Annotated in this window: 13 protein-coding genes; 7 read left to right on the forward strand and 6 right to left on the reverse strand. The window is 44.3% G+C overall.

What is annotated here, in order from left to right; translation table 11 throughout:
* Positions 1-325: 325 nt before the first annotated feature.
* The 4 genes from tkt (at position 326) to CES82_RS00235 (ending at position 5,359) form a co-directional block, all read left to right on the forward strand.
* Positions 326-2,338, forward strand: a complete 2,013-nt coding sequence (tkt, locus tag CES82_RS00220) for a transketolase (protein WP_098823311.1) — start codon at positions 326-328, stop codon at positions 2,336-2,338.
* A 14-nt stretch (positions 2,339-2,352) separates the two neighbouring features.
* Positions 2,353-3,081, forward strand: coding sequence for a transaldolase (locus CES82_RS00225; protein ID WP_439959030.1), 729 nt, complete (start codon positions 2,353-2,355; stop codon positions 3,079-3,081).
* A 134-nt stretch (positions 3,082-3,215) separates the two neighbouring features.
* On the forward strand, positions 3,216-4,361 hold the full coding sequence (locus CES82_RS00230; protein WP_098823313.1) for a glycerate kinase family protein: 1,146 nt from the start codon (positions 3,216-3,218) through the stop codon (positions 4,359-4,361).
* Positions 4,362-4,450: 89 nt separating this feature from the next.
* The gene (locus CES82_RS00235; protein WP_225364793.1) at positions 4,451-5,359 is read left to right on the forward strand and encodes a metal ABC transporter solute-binding protein; all 909 of its coding nucleotides are present in this window, start codon (positions 4,451-4,453) and stop codon (positions 5,357-5,359) included.
* A 62-nt stretch (positions 5,360-5,421) separates the two neighbouring features.
* Here the strand turns inward: CES82_RS00235 and ptsP are convergent, their stop codons facing one another.
* From ptsP to CES82_RS00260, 5 genes are all read right to left on the reverse strand, one after another.
* Entirely contained in the window at positions 5,422-7,143 is a 1,722-nt protein-coding gene (gene ptsP, locus CES82_RS00240) for a phosphoenolpyruvate--protein phosphotransferase (RefSeq protein WP_098823314.1), read from the reverse strand.
* Positions 7,144-7,208: 65 nt separating this feature from the next.
* Positions 7,209-8,588: a PTS ascorbate transporter subunit IIC gene (gene ulaA / locus CES82_RS00245; protein ID WP_098823315.1), complete on the reverse strand. Its 1,380-nt coding sequence runs from the start codon at positions 8,586-8,588 to the stop codon at positions 7,209-7,211.
* Between the two features lie 27 nt (positions 8,589-8,615).
* Positions 8,616-8,921, reverse strand: coding sequence for a PTS sugar transporter subunit IIB (locus tag CES82_RS00250; protein WP_098823316.1), 306 nt, complete (start codon positions 8,919-8,921; stop codon positions 8,616-8,618).
* Positions 8,922-8,960: 39 nt separating this feature from the next.
* Positions 8,961-9,407 carry a PTS sugar transporter subunit IIA gene (locus tag CES82_RS00255; protein WP_369689060.1) on the reverse strand — a complete coding sequence of 149 codons (447 nt, stop codon included), beginning with the start codon at positions 9,405-9,407 and terminating at the stop codon, positions 8,961-8,963.
* 182 nt (positions 9,408-9,589) lie between these two features.
* Positions 9,590-10,756, reverse strand: a complete 1,167-nt coding sequence (locus CES82_RS00260; protein ID WP_098823317.1) for a zinc-ribbon domain-containing protein — start codon at positions 10,754-10,756, stop codon at positions 9,590-9,592.
* Between the two features lie 239 nt (positions 10,757-10,995).
* Here CES82_RS00260 and CES82_RS00265 point away from each other — a divergent pair, with 239 nt between their 5' ends.
* Positions 10,996-11,556, forward strand: a complete 561-nt coding sequence (locus CES82_RS00265) for a TIGR01440 family protein (RefSeq protein WP_098823318.1) — start codon at positions 10,996-10,998, stop codon at positions 11,554-11,556.
* 399 nt (positions 11,557-11,955) lie between these two features.
* Here the strand turns inward: CES82_RS00265 and CES82_RS12390 are convergent, their stop codons facing one another.
* Positions 11,956-12,093, reverse strand: coding sequence for a hypothetical protein (locus CES82_RS12390; protein ID WP_180245613.1), 138 nt, complete (start codon positions 12,091-12,093; stop codon positions 11,956-11,958).
* A 185-nt stretch (positions 12,094-12,278) separates the two neighbouring features.
* Between CES82_RS12390 and CES82_RS00270 the strand changes: the two genes are divergently transcribed.
* Positions 12,279-14,012 (forward strand): ABC transporter ATP-binding protein, encoded by a 1,734-nt coding sequence (locus tag CES82_RS00270; RefSeq protein ID WP_098823319.1) that lies wholly within the window; start codon positions 12,279-12,281, stop codon positions 14,010-14,012.
* On the forward strand, positions 14,012-15,898 hold the full coding sequence (locus tag CES82_RS00275) for an ABC transporter ATP-binding protein (RefSeq protein WP_098823320.1): 1,887 nt from the start codon (positions 14,012-14,014) through the stop codon (positions 15,896-15,898). The genes CES82_RS00270 and CES82_RS00275 overlap by 1 nt, the downstream gene beginning before the upstream one ends.
* Positions 15,899-15,900: the final 2 nt, after the last annotated feature.

Consider the following 15,900-nt stretch of genomic DNA (forward strand, 5'->3'; position numbering starts at 1 on the left):
CAGTCCGACTTCCTAAATGTAACTTGCTTTCATCAATTTTCCGGTAGATCAGACCTTCCTAAAGATTAATTCAGCTGTTTCCGTGAATTAATTTTACATTGAAAACTATTTCTAATTTTCGCTTAATGCCCTGTAATTTTCATCATTAGCACATTGATTCAGTTTGATGATTGAAGAAGCCTATTTTGGCGAGCTTTCAAGCAAATCAATTTTGATGAAAATCCTGTTGAAATAGTCCGATATTTTAGCTATACCATTTAGTTTATCATAGTTGACATATCAGACTAGTTACCGTATATTTCATAGGCATAGGAGCGTGATTAATTTGCAAAATAACAACCTAGACCAAAAATCAATCAACGCACTTCGATTCTTAAGTGTTGATATGATAGAAAAGGCCAATTCTGGCCATCCTGGATTACCCCTTGGTGTCGCACCAATGGCGTACACTCTATGGACTAAACATTTAAACATTAACCCAACTGATTCGCACTGGCTCAATCGCGACCGGTTTATTTTATCTGCTGGTCACGGTTCTTCTTTGCTGTACAGTTTATTACACCTTTCAGGTTTCAACTTAACGATTGAAGATTTAAAACAATTCCGTCAACTTAACAGCAAAACGCCCGGTCACCCTGAATATGGCGTGACGGATGGCGTCGAAGCAACCACTGGTCCATTAGGCCAAGGCTTAGGCATGGCTGTGGGAATGGCAATGGCTGAATCTCACCTTGCCGCTCAGTACAATAAACCCGGGTTTAACATTATGGATCACTACACTTACGCGATTGCTGGCGATGGTGACCTCATGGAAGGCATCTCTCACGAATCAGCCAGTCTTGCCGGCCATCTTAAGCTGGGTAAACTGATTGTCTTATATGATGATAACAGCGTTTCGCTAGATGGTCCTACTGACATGGCGTTCACTGACGATACTCCTAAGCGCTTTGAAGCGTACAACTGGCAGGTTCTTCACGTGGCGAATGGTAATGATCCTGCAGAAATCAATGCAGCAATCGAAACCGCTAAGCAAACCGCTGACCAGCCTACCTTGATCGACGTGAAAACCACCATCGGTTTCGGTGCACCAAACGCTGGTACCAACAGCGTGCATGGTAAACCCCTTGGCGACGAAAACATGGCAGCTACTCGTGAAAAACTCGGTTGGGACTACAAACCATTCGACATTCCTGATGACGTGCGCCAGAACTTTGATACGACTGTTAAACAACGCGGCATTGTCAGCGAAGCGCAATGGCAAACACTATTTGATGATTATTCAGGTGAGTATCCTGAACTTGCAGCTCAGTTTTTACAAAGTTTCAAACCAGTTTCATGTGATTTGAAGATTCCCATTAGCCACGTTGGTGAATCAGAATCTGGTCGAAATACCAGCCAGCGAATCATTGGCGAAATTTCTGAACAATTACCTAGTTTCTGGGGGGGCAGTGCCGATTTATTCTCCTCAAACAAAACTAACGTCAAAACGGCTAACGCCTATGAACCGGCTGACCGACTCGGTAAAAACGTTTGGTTCGGTGTGCGTGAATTTGCGGAAGCTGCAGCTGTTAACGGCATGACTTTGCATGGCGGCGTTCATGCTTACGCCAGCACTTTCTTCGTTTTCTCAGATTACATGCGGGCTGCCATTCGGTTGGCTGCCATTCAAAAAATTCCGTCAACGTTTGTATTCACTCATGATTCAATCGCTGTCGGTGAAGATGGCCCCACTCACGAACCAATTGAACAGTTAATGAGTTTCCGGGCAATGCCAAACGTCAACGTGATTCGGCCAGCAGACACCAATGAAGCAATCGCCGCTTGGAAGATTGCACTTGCTGCGTCTGAAACACCAACGATGCTAGTGCTTACTCGACAAAATCTACCGACGTTACCGCGTACGGAAGAACTCGCTGCTCAAGGCGTACAACGTGGCGGTTACGTCCTCTCACCTGCTAAAGGGTCAACACCAGAAGGTATCTTGATTGCTACTGGCTCTGAAGTCCAACTAGCTATAGCGGCTCAAAAACAGCTTCAAGAAGCCGGCCACGACGTTTCAGTTGTCTCGCTGCCATCATTTGAACTATTCGATGCACAGCCAGCTAAATACCGTGAACAAGTGCTGCCAAGTAACGTCACCCGCAGAGTGGCCGTTGAAATGGGCACCTCCTACGGCTGGGAACATTACGTTGGTTTGCAAGGTAAAATCGTCGGTATCAATAACCGTTATGGTGAATCAGGCAACCCAGATGCTATCATGAAACAGTTCGGTTTTACTGCTGATAATGTGGCAGCAACTTATTTAAAAACGGTCAGCAACCAGCCTGCCAATGCTTAATCTTATGAGGAGAAATGAACATGAAGAATCTAACGTTTAAAACAAAGATTTACTCTGATGGTGCAGATTTAGAAGATATGAAAGCCATCAATCAAAACGACTTTGTCACTGGGTTTACAACCAACCCTAGCCTGTTAAAAAAGGCGGGTGTAACGGATTACCTCACCTTCGCTAAAGAAGCAGTCGCGACTTTTCCTGACGAAGCCATTTCATTCGAAGTGTTTAGTAACGACTATGACACCATGCTCAAGGAAGCCAAGATGCTCCATGACCTTGGTCCTCACGTTTACGTGAAAATTCCAATTCGCACGACTGCCGGTGAACCAACTACTGACTTAATCCATGATTTAACGGCTGATGGCGTTAAAGTGAACGTCACTGCTATCGCTACCGCTGACCAAGTTAAGGAAAGTGTCGATGCTATCGTACCAGGAACACCAAGCATCGTGTCAATCTTCGTTGGCCGAGTAGCTGATGCCGGGATTGACCCAATTCCATTTGTTGAAAAAAGTGTTGCATTAACCAAGGATCGTAGTGACGTGGAATTACTCTGGGCAAGTACCCGAGAAGTCTACAGCATTATGCAGGCTGAACAGTTCGGCGTTGATATCATTACCGTACCGCCGACCATTATTGACAAATTAGTTGCTAAAGCTGGGCAAACTGGCGATGACATCACTATGAATACCGTTAAAGGGTTCGCGGCTGATATTGAAGCAACGGGTCTTAAAATCTTAGGATAGTCATCAACATACGATTGCAAACAGCCTATCTATCAGTCGAAATCGACTAATAGATAGGCTGTTTTTCTCTTAACTAGTGGTATCCTAGTGACTGGAGCATTTTCCGACTACAGCACCTACAGGAGGAAACGAAAATGAAATTCATACTTGCACCCGACTCTTTCAAAGGTGGCATGACTGCTAAAGAAGCAGCCGATGCCATGAAGATGGGGCTTAAAAAGATTTTTCCAGAGGCCATTTTTGAAGAAATCCCCATGGCTGATGGCGGTGAAGGTACCGTTCAATCATTGGTTGACGCCACTCACGGCCACTTCATTGAAAAACAAGTGACGGGACCACTAAACTCCCCTGTCCAAGCAAGGTATGGTATCTTGGGTGATCGACAGACAGCTGTGATTGAAATGGCATCTGCTAGTGGTATTCAATTCGTGAATAGCCAGACACACAATCCCCTGATCACCACAACTTATGGTACGGGTGAACTGATCATTGACGCTGCGACTCATGGTATCAAGCAAATCATCTTGGGTATTGGCGGTAGCGCTACTAATGATGGTGGTGCTGGCATGGCACAGGCCTTAGGTGTTCATCTATTAGATCAAAATAATCGTGAACTCGATTTTGGCGGTGGTCAGCTTGACCGCTTAAACCGAATTGATATTTCACAAATCAATCCTGCCGTTAAAGCCACTAAAATCATGATTGCGTCAGACGTCACCAATCCCTTAGTCGGTCCTAATGGGGCATCCGCTGTCTTTGGTCCCCAGAAGGGTGCAACCCCCGAGATGGTCAAAACCTTGGACGCTAACTTGGAACATTACGCCGAGATCATTAAACGTGACTTGCACCTCGACTTAGCTCACCACCCAGGAGCTGGTGCAGCGGGTGGTCTCGGTACTGGGTTGCTGGCCTTCACCGACTCGGAAATGCAAAAGGGAATTGATATTGTTATTGAATATTCACATTTAAAACAACGTGCTCAAAACGCTGACTTTGTCTTTACTGGCGAAGGTGGCATCGATTTTCAAACTAAATTCGGCAAAACACCATACGGCGTCGCTCAAGCTACCAAAACGGTTGCCCCAAACGCACCCGTTATTGTGTTGGCGGGAAACGTCGGTGCCGGCATCGATAGTCTGTATGATAAAAGCGCTATTGATGCCATTTTCCCAATCACACCAGGAGTCATCACTCTGGATAAAGCTATTGCTGAAGGACCTCAAAATTTAGCCATTCTTGCCGAAAACGTTGGCCGGTTGATCAAGAGTCTCCACTGTTAATTAACTGAGATATCATCTGCGGCGCAAGTGTGTTATTCTATATTAATAGTAATTATTATCATTTAGCTTAGGAGGCACCAGCAGACATTATGATGCTAAAACGCTATATCCGACCGTTCGGCACATTGCTGACCCTTGTACTGGTAGCAGTGATGCTAGTCGGCTGCACGTCAAAAGCAACCGCCCCACAACATTCGCACCAAATCCACGTGGTTGCATCGCTTGATTTCTACGGTGAAACTGCGAAAGCCGTCCTTGGTAAAAAAGGAACGGTAACTTCCATCATCGATAAACCCAGCATGGAACCGCACGAATTTGAACCAACGACCAAAACAGCGAAGCAAGTCAGCAAGGCCGATGTCATTATTTATAACGGTCTCGGCTATGATACCTGGATGAACCGGTTATCCGCGGATAATACGGGGACTACAAAGGTGAACGTTGCTCAAGGCATTATGAATAAGCATGATGGTGACAACGAGCATATCTGGTACGACATGAAAACCATGCCTAAATTAGCCAACGAACTGGCTAACCAGTTTGCGAAGCGTCAACCGCAAAATAAGGCTTACTTTAAGCGCAACGCACAGCGTTATATCCGTTCGTTGAAACCACTTGATCAAAAAGTGGCACAGCTTCGGCAGAACAGTCATCAAGCTCGGGTAAACGTTAGCGAACCCGTTTTCGATTACTCATTAACTGAAATGGGCTATCGCCAAAATAACAATCACTACGCGCAGGCCGTTCAAAACGACACTGATCCGTCACCTAAGGATATCCGACAAATGCAAGCTGATATTCGTCACCATAAAATTGCCTTTTTCGTTGTGAATACGCAAGAAATCAGTAAAATGACCACTAATTTACTCGCACTTGCGAAAAATAGCGGCGTCCCAATCGTTCGCGTGACTGAATCACAGCCATCTAACACAACGTATAAAACCTGGATGATGCAACAGTTTAATGACGTTCAACGAGCACAGGAAGCAACACGATAACGATATAAAGAAGCACTATTCCGACACAAACATCGAAATAGTGCTTTTTTATTGTCCAGTGTTTACTTAAGAAACGCCTTCACCATCTTCTGAGTATCTTCATTAGTCAGCGCATTATCTAAAACGTGATCGACTAGTTCGGCACACTTGGTGGTATCCAGTGATTTCATCATGCTGCGGGTTCTGAGGATCGAGCTGGAACTCATAGAATACTCATCAAGCCCCATCCCCATCAATAGTGGTAACGCCACCGCATCACCGGCCATTTCACCGCACATGGCGGCAATTTTACCCTCTTGATGAGCAGCATCAATGACGTGTTTAATCAGTTTTAGTAACCCAGGATTATATGGCTGATAGAGATAAGAAACACATTCGTTCCCTCTGTCTGCCGCGAAGGTATACTGAATCAGGTCGTTGGTTCCAATACTGAAGAAGTCCACTTCCTTAGCAAAGGCTTCCGCAAAAATAGCAGCCGCTGGTACTTCGATCATGATGCCTAGCTTGATGTCATCACCAATCCCTGGATCATCCGCCTGCAGCTTTTGCCTCTCTTCATTAAAAATGGTCTTCGCCTGCCTAAATTCTTCCAGTGTCGCAATCATCGGAAACATGATGCGTAGCTGACCGAACTTAGACGCACGGATCAGCGCACGTAATTGTGTTCGGAATATCTCCTGCCGCTGCAGCGAAATTCGAATCGCCCGGTAGCCTAGAAACGGGTTCATTTCCTCTGGTAAATGTAGATAACTCAACTGTTTATCGCCACCAATGTCCATGGTTCGAATGACGACTGGTTTACCTTTCATCACCTTCACCACCCGCTTATAAGCATCAAACTGCTCATCTTCAGTGGGTAATTGACTATCATCCATGTACAGAAATTCAGAACGAAACAGACCTACTGCATCCGCGCCAACTTTTAAAACGTCCGCCATATCAGTAGGTGTCCCAATGTTTGAAGCAATTTCAAATTTTCTGCCATCCGCTGAAACAGATGGTGCGTCAACTAGCTTAGCCCATTCTTGGCGTTGAAGCTCAAAGTGCTGAGCTTGCTGTTGATAGTCCTGGAGTTCGGTTTCGTTTGGATTGCTAATCGCTTCACCAGTTTCACCATCTAAAATGAGCATTTCACCGTTTTGAATTTTTTTAGTGGCATCAGTAGCCCCAACCACGGCAGGTATTTCCAGCGTTCGTGACATGATAGCCGAGTGACTCGTTCGCCCACCCAAGTCAGTAATGATTCCTTTAACGTACTTTTTATCCATCTGTGAGGTATCAGAAGGCGTCACTTCATGGGCAACCAAAACTACTGGGCAATTAATCCCAGCCAGATCAGGTAGCGCCTTACCTAATAAATGACTCAATATTCGTTTAGTGACATCTCTGACATCGGTTGCCCGTTCCTGCATATACCGATTTTCAGTCATGGCTTCCAAAGTATTGATGAAGTCATCAGTAACCTGTTTCAATGCTTGTTCGGCATTGATTTTTTGGGTTTGAATCAACTGTTCAATTTGTTTGATCATTTCCGGATCAGTCAATAACGCGATGTGCGAATCGAAAATGGTTAGCACTTCTGTATCTAAATGGCCTTCAGCACGGTCTTTAATCGTCTTTAACTCTTCAACTGAGGTATCCAGTGCCTGATGCAAGCGATCAATTTCAGCATCAGGATCAGTGATAGTCACCTTATCAAAACTTAGGTCTGGCATCACTAATAGGTACGCTTTCGCAATCCCAATCCCATCACTCGCTGCAATTCCCTTAATTTTTGTCGACAAATCAGCTACCTCTATTCCTTAAAATTTCGGCTTAGAATCTAATTATATAACACACGGTCTACGATTTAATTTTCATCACCATCAGCGGATTTCTTTGAATGATTCTTAACCGTTACAATATGACTGGCAATCAAAACGCAAATAACAAAAACGATAATCCCAGTCACGATGCCTGCTTGACCAAAGCTTCCCAGATTTCCTAACAAGATGCCAGGAATTAGATAGTCAGTATCAGCAAACGTCGAAGCGGACAGTTTCAGCGTACCTAGAACGGGTAGGATGAACAGCGGTAACCAGCTGATCAGCAGGCTATTCACCGTAGCACCAATAACAGCACCACGCCTACCACCAGTAGAATTACCGTAGATTCCAGCAGCAGCACCGCAGAAGAAGTGCCCCACAACCCCTGGAATAATCACGGTGGTTCCGAGCGCCACCATCACAAACATGGAAAGCGTCCCAACAATAAAACTCACAAAGAAGCCTAATAACACAGCGTTCGGTGCGTAAGGAAAGATAATTGGTACATCCAAGGCAGGCTTGGAATCAGGGACCAGTTTCTGCGCGATTCCCTGAAAGGCAGGTACGATTTCAGCTAAAATCATCCGTACCCCTTGCAGAACAACGACGAAACCAGCTGCGAAGGTTCCTGCTTGAACTAATGCATAAATAATATAATTGGTGCCAGCACTAAGATTTTTCTCAACAAATCCAGGACCAGCAATAATAGCTAATACAATATAAACAATGCCCATCAGTAAGGTGATTGAAACCGTTGAATCACGTAAAAAGCCGAGACTCTTAGGAATATTTAAGTCTTCCGTACTCTTCTTTGGATCACCAAACCACTTACCCATTAACCCGGCCGTGGCGTAGCCGATGTTACCGGTATGCCCCATGGCCACTTCATCGCCGCCAGTAATTCGCCGCATAAATGGTTGTGTTAACGCCGGCGTAATTGTGAGCAGCGTTCCTTCAAAGATGCCGCCTAATACAATCGTCGTTAACCCCGTACCCAAGTGTGCGCTAACCAAAATAACAGCAGTCATGCAAGATACATACAGCATGGCTTGACCCGTTAAGAAGATGTACTTAAAGGCCGTTAATCGCGCCAATAAAACGTTTACAATCATGCCCATTAACATAATCAACGCAGTGGTACTGCCGTATTTTACCAGTGCCATAGCCACCACAGCTTCATTGCTGGGAACCACCCCTTGAACATGCAGGGCAAACTTAAACATTTTGGCAAATGGTAACAGGGAGTTACTTAAGATGCCCGCGCCACCCGTTAAGACTAAGAAACCAGCGAAGGTTTTAATGGTTCCCTGAATCACTTCAGTGGCCTTCTTCTTTTGAAGAAAAAGGCCAAGCATCGCAATCAGCGCGACTAAAATAGCTGGCTGTGAAGCAATACTAACAAATAAATTTAAGATAGCTTTCATCGCATCATGTCCTCCGTTCAGAGACGATTACTCAGCAGTATACGAAATTCCTTCTTTGTCCAGAATGTCGTTAACATGCTGCTTTGTTTCCTGCTTATCGATCAAGGTCTTTAACAGGACGACCCGATCTTTTGGTAAACTGCCGACCGCGCTAGCTAAAGTTGATTCAATGAAGAAATAGTCCGCTGCATCAGGAGTGGCACTACCCACATCAGTATGATTCACCTGAATGTTACTTGTATCCACCTTTTCCGCTTTTAAAATCGCCTGAATATTCATTTGAACCATAAAGCTGGTACCCAACCCACTCTGACACACTGCAAGAATTTTCATGCTTTTTCCTCCTATATAAATAATCGCAATACCGCAAAATTAAGAATCAAGTTTCTGGAGAATCGTTAAAATCTGACCAACTGAAAGAGCTTCTAGCACTTTTTGAACAGCCACTTTGTCAGTTAAAAGTGTCATCAACTGTTGAATCACACCAAGATGGCTTTGACTGTCCGTAGCGGTTAAGACAAACCATAGCTTTACCGGATGTTTCGCATCCACAAAATCAACAGCGGAATTCGTTTTTAAGAGCGATAAACCAACCCCGTGAACGGAACTATCAGGACGCGCATGGGCTAAAACAATCTGGGGACCAATGTTCATATAGGGTCCCTTTTCTTTAACAACACTAATGATTGAATCAACGTAGGCTGGATCAATAATATTCGTATCTACTAAAGGTTGAGCAGCAATAGTGATAGCTTCTTCCCAGCTCAGATTCGATCCGTCTGCAACTTGCAATGTTTGTGCATTCAATAAATCAAGCAATATTACACCTCCTGTCTTTACCGCCAACATGCTTTATGACTTGATTATATCGACTCGGGAATTATTTCACAACTACAATAGTACGAGAGTGTGATGTAACTCGGTAGCTCCCAGAACCTAAAATAGATAAGCGCCGTTCCAATGGGCTTTATCGGGACGGTGCTTATCTATTTTAAAATGACTTAATCATCCGCGTGCCAGTGCAGTTTCATTTGACACTGTACTAACTGACCATTTTGATAACGATAGGGTTCAACATCCGTTTGACCATCATCATGATGATACTTAATATTCCAGTAGTTACCCTTATGATAGACTACTTCCCAGGTACCGCTTAAATCATTATCGTTGGTATCTTCCCCTTCGTATGTCCCGTCATCGTTGAACTCCCATGTGCCGGCGTTACTACGCCAATCACCAATGAGAATATCATCATCAGTATTGTCGTTACGAAGTGAAATATCGTATGAATAATCGGTTGAACCGTTACTGTCATCGTTGCTATCACTGGACTGATCACTGTTATTGGTTTGTGGTGCTGGCGCCTGAGCAGCAGTTGTCTGAGGGGCTTTAGCTTTTAGACTGACCGTGTTATCTAACTGCTTGTAAATATCAATCGCCGGCAAAACCTTTGTCACACTTTGACTGCTGCCTGATACGTTCCCAGCAACTTGCAGATTATACCGGCCTGGAAATAGATCATCGACCGTGTAACCGCCACTAACTGCCTTTGCTGAAACGGAGTCCCCATTATTGGTGACTGTCGCATCTTTAACGTTAGTTTTGACCGTTAAACGAAACGATTTCGCCTGAAGCATATAGCGCGTAAATAGGAAGTGATGCCCATCTTTAACCAGTTCAAACGGCATCTGACTGCTATCCATGGTTTTAACCGCCTGTTTAATGGTATCTCTCGCACTAGAATTACTTTCGTAAAGTGCCTGAAGTGGCTTAACCGCATCATCGTCTACTGCCTGACCGTTATCATCGACTACGGCGTCCGCAATGTCATCGTCATCCGTTGAGGTAACTTCAGTCGCCAACCGCTCTGCTTGATTGCTCTTACTGTAATACCAAGACCCACCGATAAAACAAACGAGCAACAGAACAACGATACCGCCAAGAACCCAAGGCCAGCGTTTTCGCGGTTTGCGTCCCGTTGTTCGTTTCGCTTTAACAGTCGCTCTTGGTTGTGAAACACTTGTTGCTTCAGATTTAACCACCGTTGCTTCTGGCTGTATTTGACCAGTCCGAAAGGCTTTTAAGTTAAACCCGCATTTTCCACAAAATTCATCCGTAGCGGCAACTTCTTCGCCACAGTTTGGACAGTATTTAAGTTCCTCTGCCATTTCCCGCATCCCCTAAGAATTATCTTATCATTCAAGAATTATTTGATACTAATAATGTACCATAGAATTCCCTCTAATGACCGTTCAAAATGGGGTTAGTCCACATTCGGTGAAATTTACGATCACTCTTCCCGATAATGAGTCATTTCCCGAGATATGCTGATTGTAATTCCTGGTCTATGAAGGTATGATAAGTTGGTAACTTTACATATGGATTTTGAAAGGAGTAAAAAATAATCATGACTTCAGATGATATTAAGACCTCATTAACAACTGCCCTCAATGAATACTTTGAACAAGTGACTTTGCCAGAAAACGGCTTGTTTGTCCTTGGCTTTAGTTCTAGCGAGGTAATGGGCTCTTGGATGGGGCAAAACTCCAATCAAGACGTTGGCGATACGGTGATCAATACGTTACTGCCAATCCTAACAGCACACCACCTTAACTTGGCTGTTCAAGGTTGCCAGCACATTAACCGCGCCCTATTGATTGAGCGGGAAGTGGCTGACCGACGCGGCTATGAAATTGTCTCCGTTATTCCTCAGCTTCACGCTGGCGGTGCTGGCCAAGTGGCTGCTTATAAAGCCTTCAAAGACCCCGTTGAAGTAGAACGTATCGTGGCGGATGGCGGTATGGACATTGGTGATACTCAAATCGGGATGCACGTCCGCTGGGTACAAATCCCAGTTAAAACTTCGGTCAAAGAAATTGGCGCGGCACATACAACGTTCTTAACGTCACGGCCAAAACTGATTGGCGGTCCACGGGCGATCTATGGTATGCCGGCGGGGCAACGATAATAATAGAGTGTGAAAACAAGCGTTTAAAGAGTTGCATATAAGGGCTCAAAACGAAAATCCCCTGAACCTTTGGGGATTTTTGTTTTGAGCCCTTATATGCAACTCTTTGCTTGTTTGAGCACGTTTGGGAGAGTGCGTGGCAAAACTCGGTAGATTCCAGAATTTAACACAAAATAATGCGTATTTCGTCGAACTTTGGCGGAATACGCATTATTTTGTGTTAAATGGCCGGAATCTGAGTTGTGGAACCAATTTAGGCTAGATAAAAGCATTGAGCAAAAACAAAATCTGAGTTGTATTTCAGTCAAGAAAACAGATAGACCCCCTACCAATAGAAGCTCACACCGCACTCAATTTAAGCTTGATTTAAGATTTAAATGAGCATAATAATATGTTTAATTACTTTTTATGCACCGGATAACTCACCTGATAGGATTCAATGCCGTGTTCTTCAAACGCAGCTTCTAAAATATGGGCAAACTCGTTAATATCTACCGATTGAGGCAAGTGAATCACCACGTCATTTTTATCTGTCATTATCAGGCACCCCTTCACGTTTATTTATGCCCATTATACGAACATATGTTCACGGTTGCAACCATAAATAACTGGCATTTAATATCCGTCAAAATGTAAATTGTTTTTGCGTGTTTTTTTGTCAAATAGGTGTACAATTATTCGTTGCACATGTTTGTTTTACACACACGAAAGGAGATTCTGCAATGCTAAAAGTTGCCAAGGGTCGTGTCTCCTATCTAGCCGTTCTCGGTGCGATTATATTCATGACCATTCAGGTGATTGCTAACCTGAACCTGCCTAGTTTGACCTCTGACATTGTTAACAACGGGGTCGCGACAGGTAATATCAGCTATATCTGGAAAGTCGGTATGAAGATGGTTGGGTTTTCATTACTCAGTATCGCTGCCGCTATTTGTAACGTTTTTCTAGCTGCTACAACGTCACAAAAGCTTGGGCAAAACCTGAGAAGTGATATCTACCGTAAAGTGATGGGCCTCTCTACTGACGAGTACGATCAAATTGAAACTTCTTCATTAATTACACGAACTACTAACGATGTGGTTCAAATTCAAAACGTCGCCATTATGATGTTAAGAATGATGATTATGGCGCCTATCATGCTGATTGGGGCTAGTTTCTTAGCCTACAGCAAAGACCATACGCTAACCTTAGTGTTTGTTGTCTCATTGCCACTACTGGCAATCTTTATGGGTATCATGCTGCGTTTTGCCATGCCAATGTTTCAAGCCATGCAAACCAAAACCGACCGCATCAACCGAATCTTCCGTGAAGGTTTGACTGGTGTCCGGGTTATTCGGGCGTTCCGTCAAGATCAGTTCGAACAGGACCGCTTTGAAGATGCCAACGTTGATTATACTCAAAACGCCATTAACGTTAACACACTACTGTCACTTGCTCTACCTGTCATGACACTGATCATGAGTGGCACAAACGTCGCCATTATTTTATTTGGTGCCCATTTGATCGGTAATCAGGCAATGCAAGTTGGTAATTTAATTGCCTTCATGACATATGCGATGCAGATTTTAATGAGCTTTATGATGCTTTCAATGGTACTGATCTTTATCCCACGTGCCCAAGCATCTGCTAAGCGTATTCAGCAGGTCTTTGACTTAAAATCTACCATGAAGGTAGCGGACAAGCCAAAGGAATTGCCCGCTGAAGCTGAACATAGTCTGGAATTCGACCACGTTTCTTACCGTTACTTTGGCGCTGAAAAATCTGCTTTGACGGACATTGATTTTAGCGCTAAGAGTGGCCAAACGGTGGCCATCATTGGTGGTACCGGTTCGGGTAAATCGACCTTGATCAACCTGATTCCCCGCTTTTATGACCTTGAAAAGGGTCAGATTAAATTAGACGGTATCGATATTACTCAGCTTGCGCCTGAAAAACTCCGCGATGCTGTTTCTTTAGTACCACAAAAAGCAACCCTATTTACTGGTTCATTAAGAGAAAACATGAAATACGGGAAACCAGACGCTACCGATGACGAAATTTGGCACGCCCTAGACATTGCCCGTGCCCGCGATTTCGTTGAAGAAGATCCTGATGGCCTTGATATGTACGTTGAACAAGGTGGCGGCAACTTCTCCGGTGGTCAACGACAACGGTTGGCAATTGCTCGTGCCTTGGTTAAGCAATCTGCCATCTACGTCTTCGATGACTCCTTCTCCGCATTGGACTTTAAGACTGATGCTGACCTCCGTGCTGAATTGCGCCAAGATAAGCATATTCAACAGAGTATCACCGTCATCGTTGCACAACGAATCGCAACGGTGGCCGACGCCGATTTGATCTTAGTTCTCGATAATGGTCAATTAGTCGGTAAAGGTACCCATGATGAATTGAGAAAGACTAACGAAGTCTATCAAGAAATTATTAAGTCACAGATCAGAGAGGGGGAGGCTGAATAATGGCTGATTCTAAATCGAAACAACCCACCCGTCCCGTCCATGTTGGTGGACCAGGCCGAGGTCGTGGTCATGGCCTAGTTGAAAAGCCAAAGAACTTCTGGGGAACGACTCGTCGACTCTTAAGTTACATGTCTGATCGAATTGTCGGATTGGTTTTGGTCTTGATTTTCGCCATTACCAGTGTCGTCTTTCAAATTCGAACCCCTAAAATTTTGGGTAAAGCGACGACTGAAATTTTTACTGGCGTTATGAAGGGTCAATCCCAGCAAAAAGCTGGCTTTAACTTGACTCACCTCCCAATTAACTACGATAAAATCATTCAGATCATTATCATTGTTGGTCTCATGTATCTAGCTTCTGCTGTTTTCAGTTTTCTGCAGCAATGGATCATGACCCGGATTTCCCAAAAGACAGTCTACAAACTTCGTCGTCGGATGAAGGAAAAAATGCGTGTCGTGCCAATTCACTATTACGACACCCATAGCAACGGCGACATTATGAGTCGTGCGGTTAACGATATGGATAACATCGCTAACACGTTGCAACAAAGTTTGACCCAAGCGGTCACTTCAACTGTTACCTTTATCGGCACTTTATGGATGATGCTCACCATCAGCTGGAAGTTAACGCTGATTGCGCTGATCACGATTCCACTAAGTTTGATCATCGTTGGTATCGTGGCACCGAAGTCACAGCGATTCTTTGCCACCCAACAAAAGAGCTTAGGTCTCATGAACGACCAAGTTGAAGAGAACTACTCTGGTCAGCAGGTTTTGAAGAGCTTCAATAAGGAAAAAGACACCATTGATTCCTTTGAGAAACAAAACAAGGTCTACTATCAATCCGCTTGGAAGGCTCAATTCATTTCTGGTATCATCATGCCTTTGATGATGTTCCTGAATAACATTGGTTACGTTTTTGTTGCCATCATTGGTGGTATTTCAGTTGCTAATGGTAATATCACCCTTGGGAACGTTCAGGCCTTCCTGCAATATACCAACCAATTCTCACAACCAATTTCACAGTTAGCCAACCTAATGAACACGATTCAATCCACCATTGCTTCAGCAGAACGGGTTTTTGATGTTCTGGATCAAGAAGAAATGAAGGATACTTCCACTGACACACCGGTTAAACAAACCGATAATCTATTGGAAATGGACCACGTGAAGTTTGGCTACGATGACAACGAGCTCTTGATGAAAGACTACAATTTAGCCGTCAAGCCAGGACAACAAGTCGCCATCGTTGGGCCAACTGGTGCCGGTAAAACAACCATCATTAACTTGTTGGAGCGCTTCTACGATGTTAAGGGTGGAGCTATTCTATTGAATGGTCAAGATACCCGGAACATGGACCGTGAAGATCTCCGTTCCCACTTTGCTATGGTGCTTCAAGATACCTGGCTCTTCACTGGCAGTATTTTTGATAACATTAAGTACGGCCGTGAAGATGCAACTGAAGAACAAGTGATCAACGCTGCTAAAGCAGCCCACGTGGACGAATTCGTTCGCAGGTTACCAGATGGCTATGACACTGTCCTGAATGAGGATGCGTCCAACATTTCTCAAGGTCAACGTCAATTGGTCACCATTGCCAGAGCCTTTGTTGCTGATCCTGAAATTCTTATCTTGGATGAAGCAACTAGTTCCGTCGATACCAGAACCGAAGTCCAGATTCAGCATGCCATGGGACTCCTGCTTAAGGATCGGACCAGCTTCGTGGTTGCTCACCGGCTGTCAACGATTCAAAATGCCGATAACATCATCGTCATGAACCATGGCTCAATCGTTGAAACAGGTACCCATGAGGCGCTGCTCAAAAAGAACGGCTTCTATGCAAATCTGTATAACAGTCAATTCACTGATGGCATTTCATTTGATTAGGA

The organism is Secundilactobacillus silagincola (assembly GCF_002583405.1).
In the GTDB taxonomy this organism is placed as follows: Bacteria; Bacillota; Bacilli; order Lactobacillales; family Lactobacillaceae; genus Secundilactobacillus; species Secundilactobacillus silagincola.

Bases quoted from the DNA above. Each gene is read 5' to 3' on its own strand.
- CES82_RS00225 (WP_439959030.1), top strand. From the start codon at position 2,353: ATGAACATGAAGAATCTAACGTTTAAAACAAAGATTTACTCTGATGGT.
- CES82_RS00230 (WP_098823313.1), top strand. From the start codon at position 3,216: ATGAAATTCATACTTGCACCCGACTCTTTCAAAGGTGGCATGACTGCT.
- CES82_RS00235 (WP_225364793.1), top strand. From the start codon at position 4,451: ATGATGCTAAAACGCTATATCCGACCGTTCGGCACATTGCTGACCCTT.
- ulaA (WP_098823315.1), bottom strand. From the start codon at position 8,588: ATGAAAGCTATCTTAAATTTATTTGTTAGTATTGCTTCACAGCCAGCT.
- CES82_RS00250 (WP_098823316.1), bottom strand. From the start codon at position 8,921: ATGAAAATTCTTGCAGTGTGTCAGAGTGGGTTGGGTACCAGCTTTATG.
- CES82_RS00260 (WP_098823317.1), bottom strand. From the start codon at position 10,756: ATGGCAGAGGAACTTAAATACTGTCCAAACTGTGGCGAAGAAGTTGCC.
- CES82_RS00265 (WP_098823318.1), top strand. From the start codon at position 10,996: ATGACTTCAGATGATATTAAGACCTCATTAACAACTGCCCTCAATGAA.
- CES82_RS12390 (WP_180245613.1), bottom strand. From the start codon at position 12,093: ATGACAGATAAAAATGACGTGGTGATTCACTTGCCTCAATCGGTAGAT.
- CES82_RS00270 (WP_098823319.1), top strand. From the start codon at position 12,279: ATGCTAAAAGTTGCCAAGGGTCGTGTCTCCTATCTAGCCGTTCTCGGT.
- CES82_RS00275 (WP_098823320.1), top strand. From the start codon at position 14,012: ATGGCTGATTCTAAATCGAAACAACCCACCCGTCCCGTCCATGTTGGT.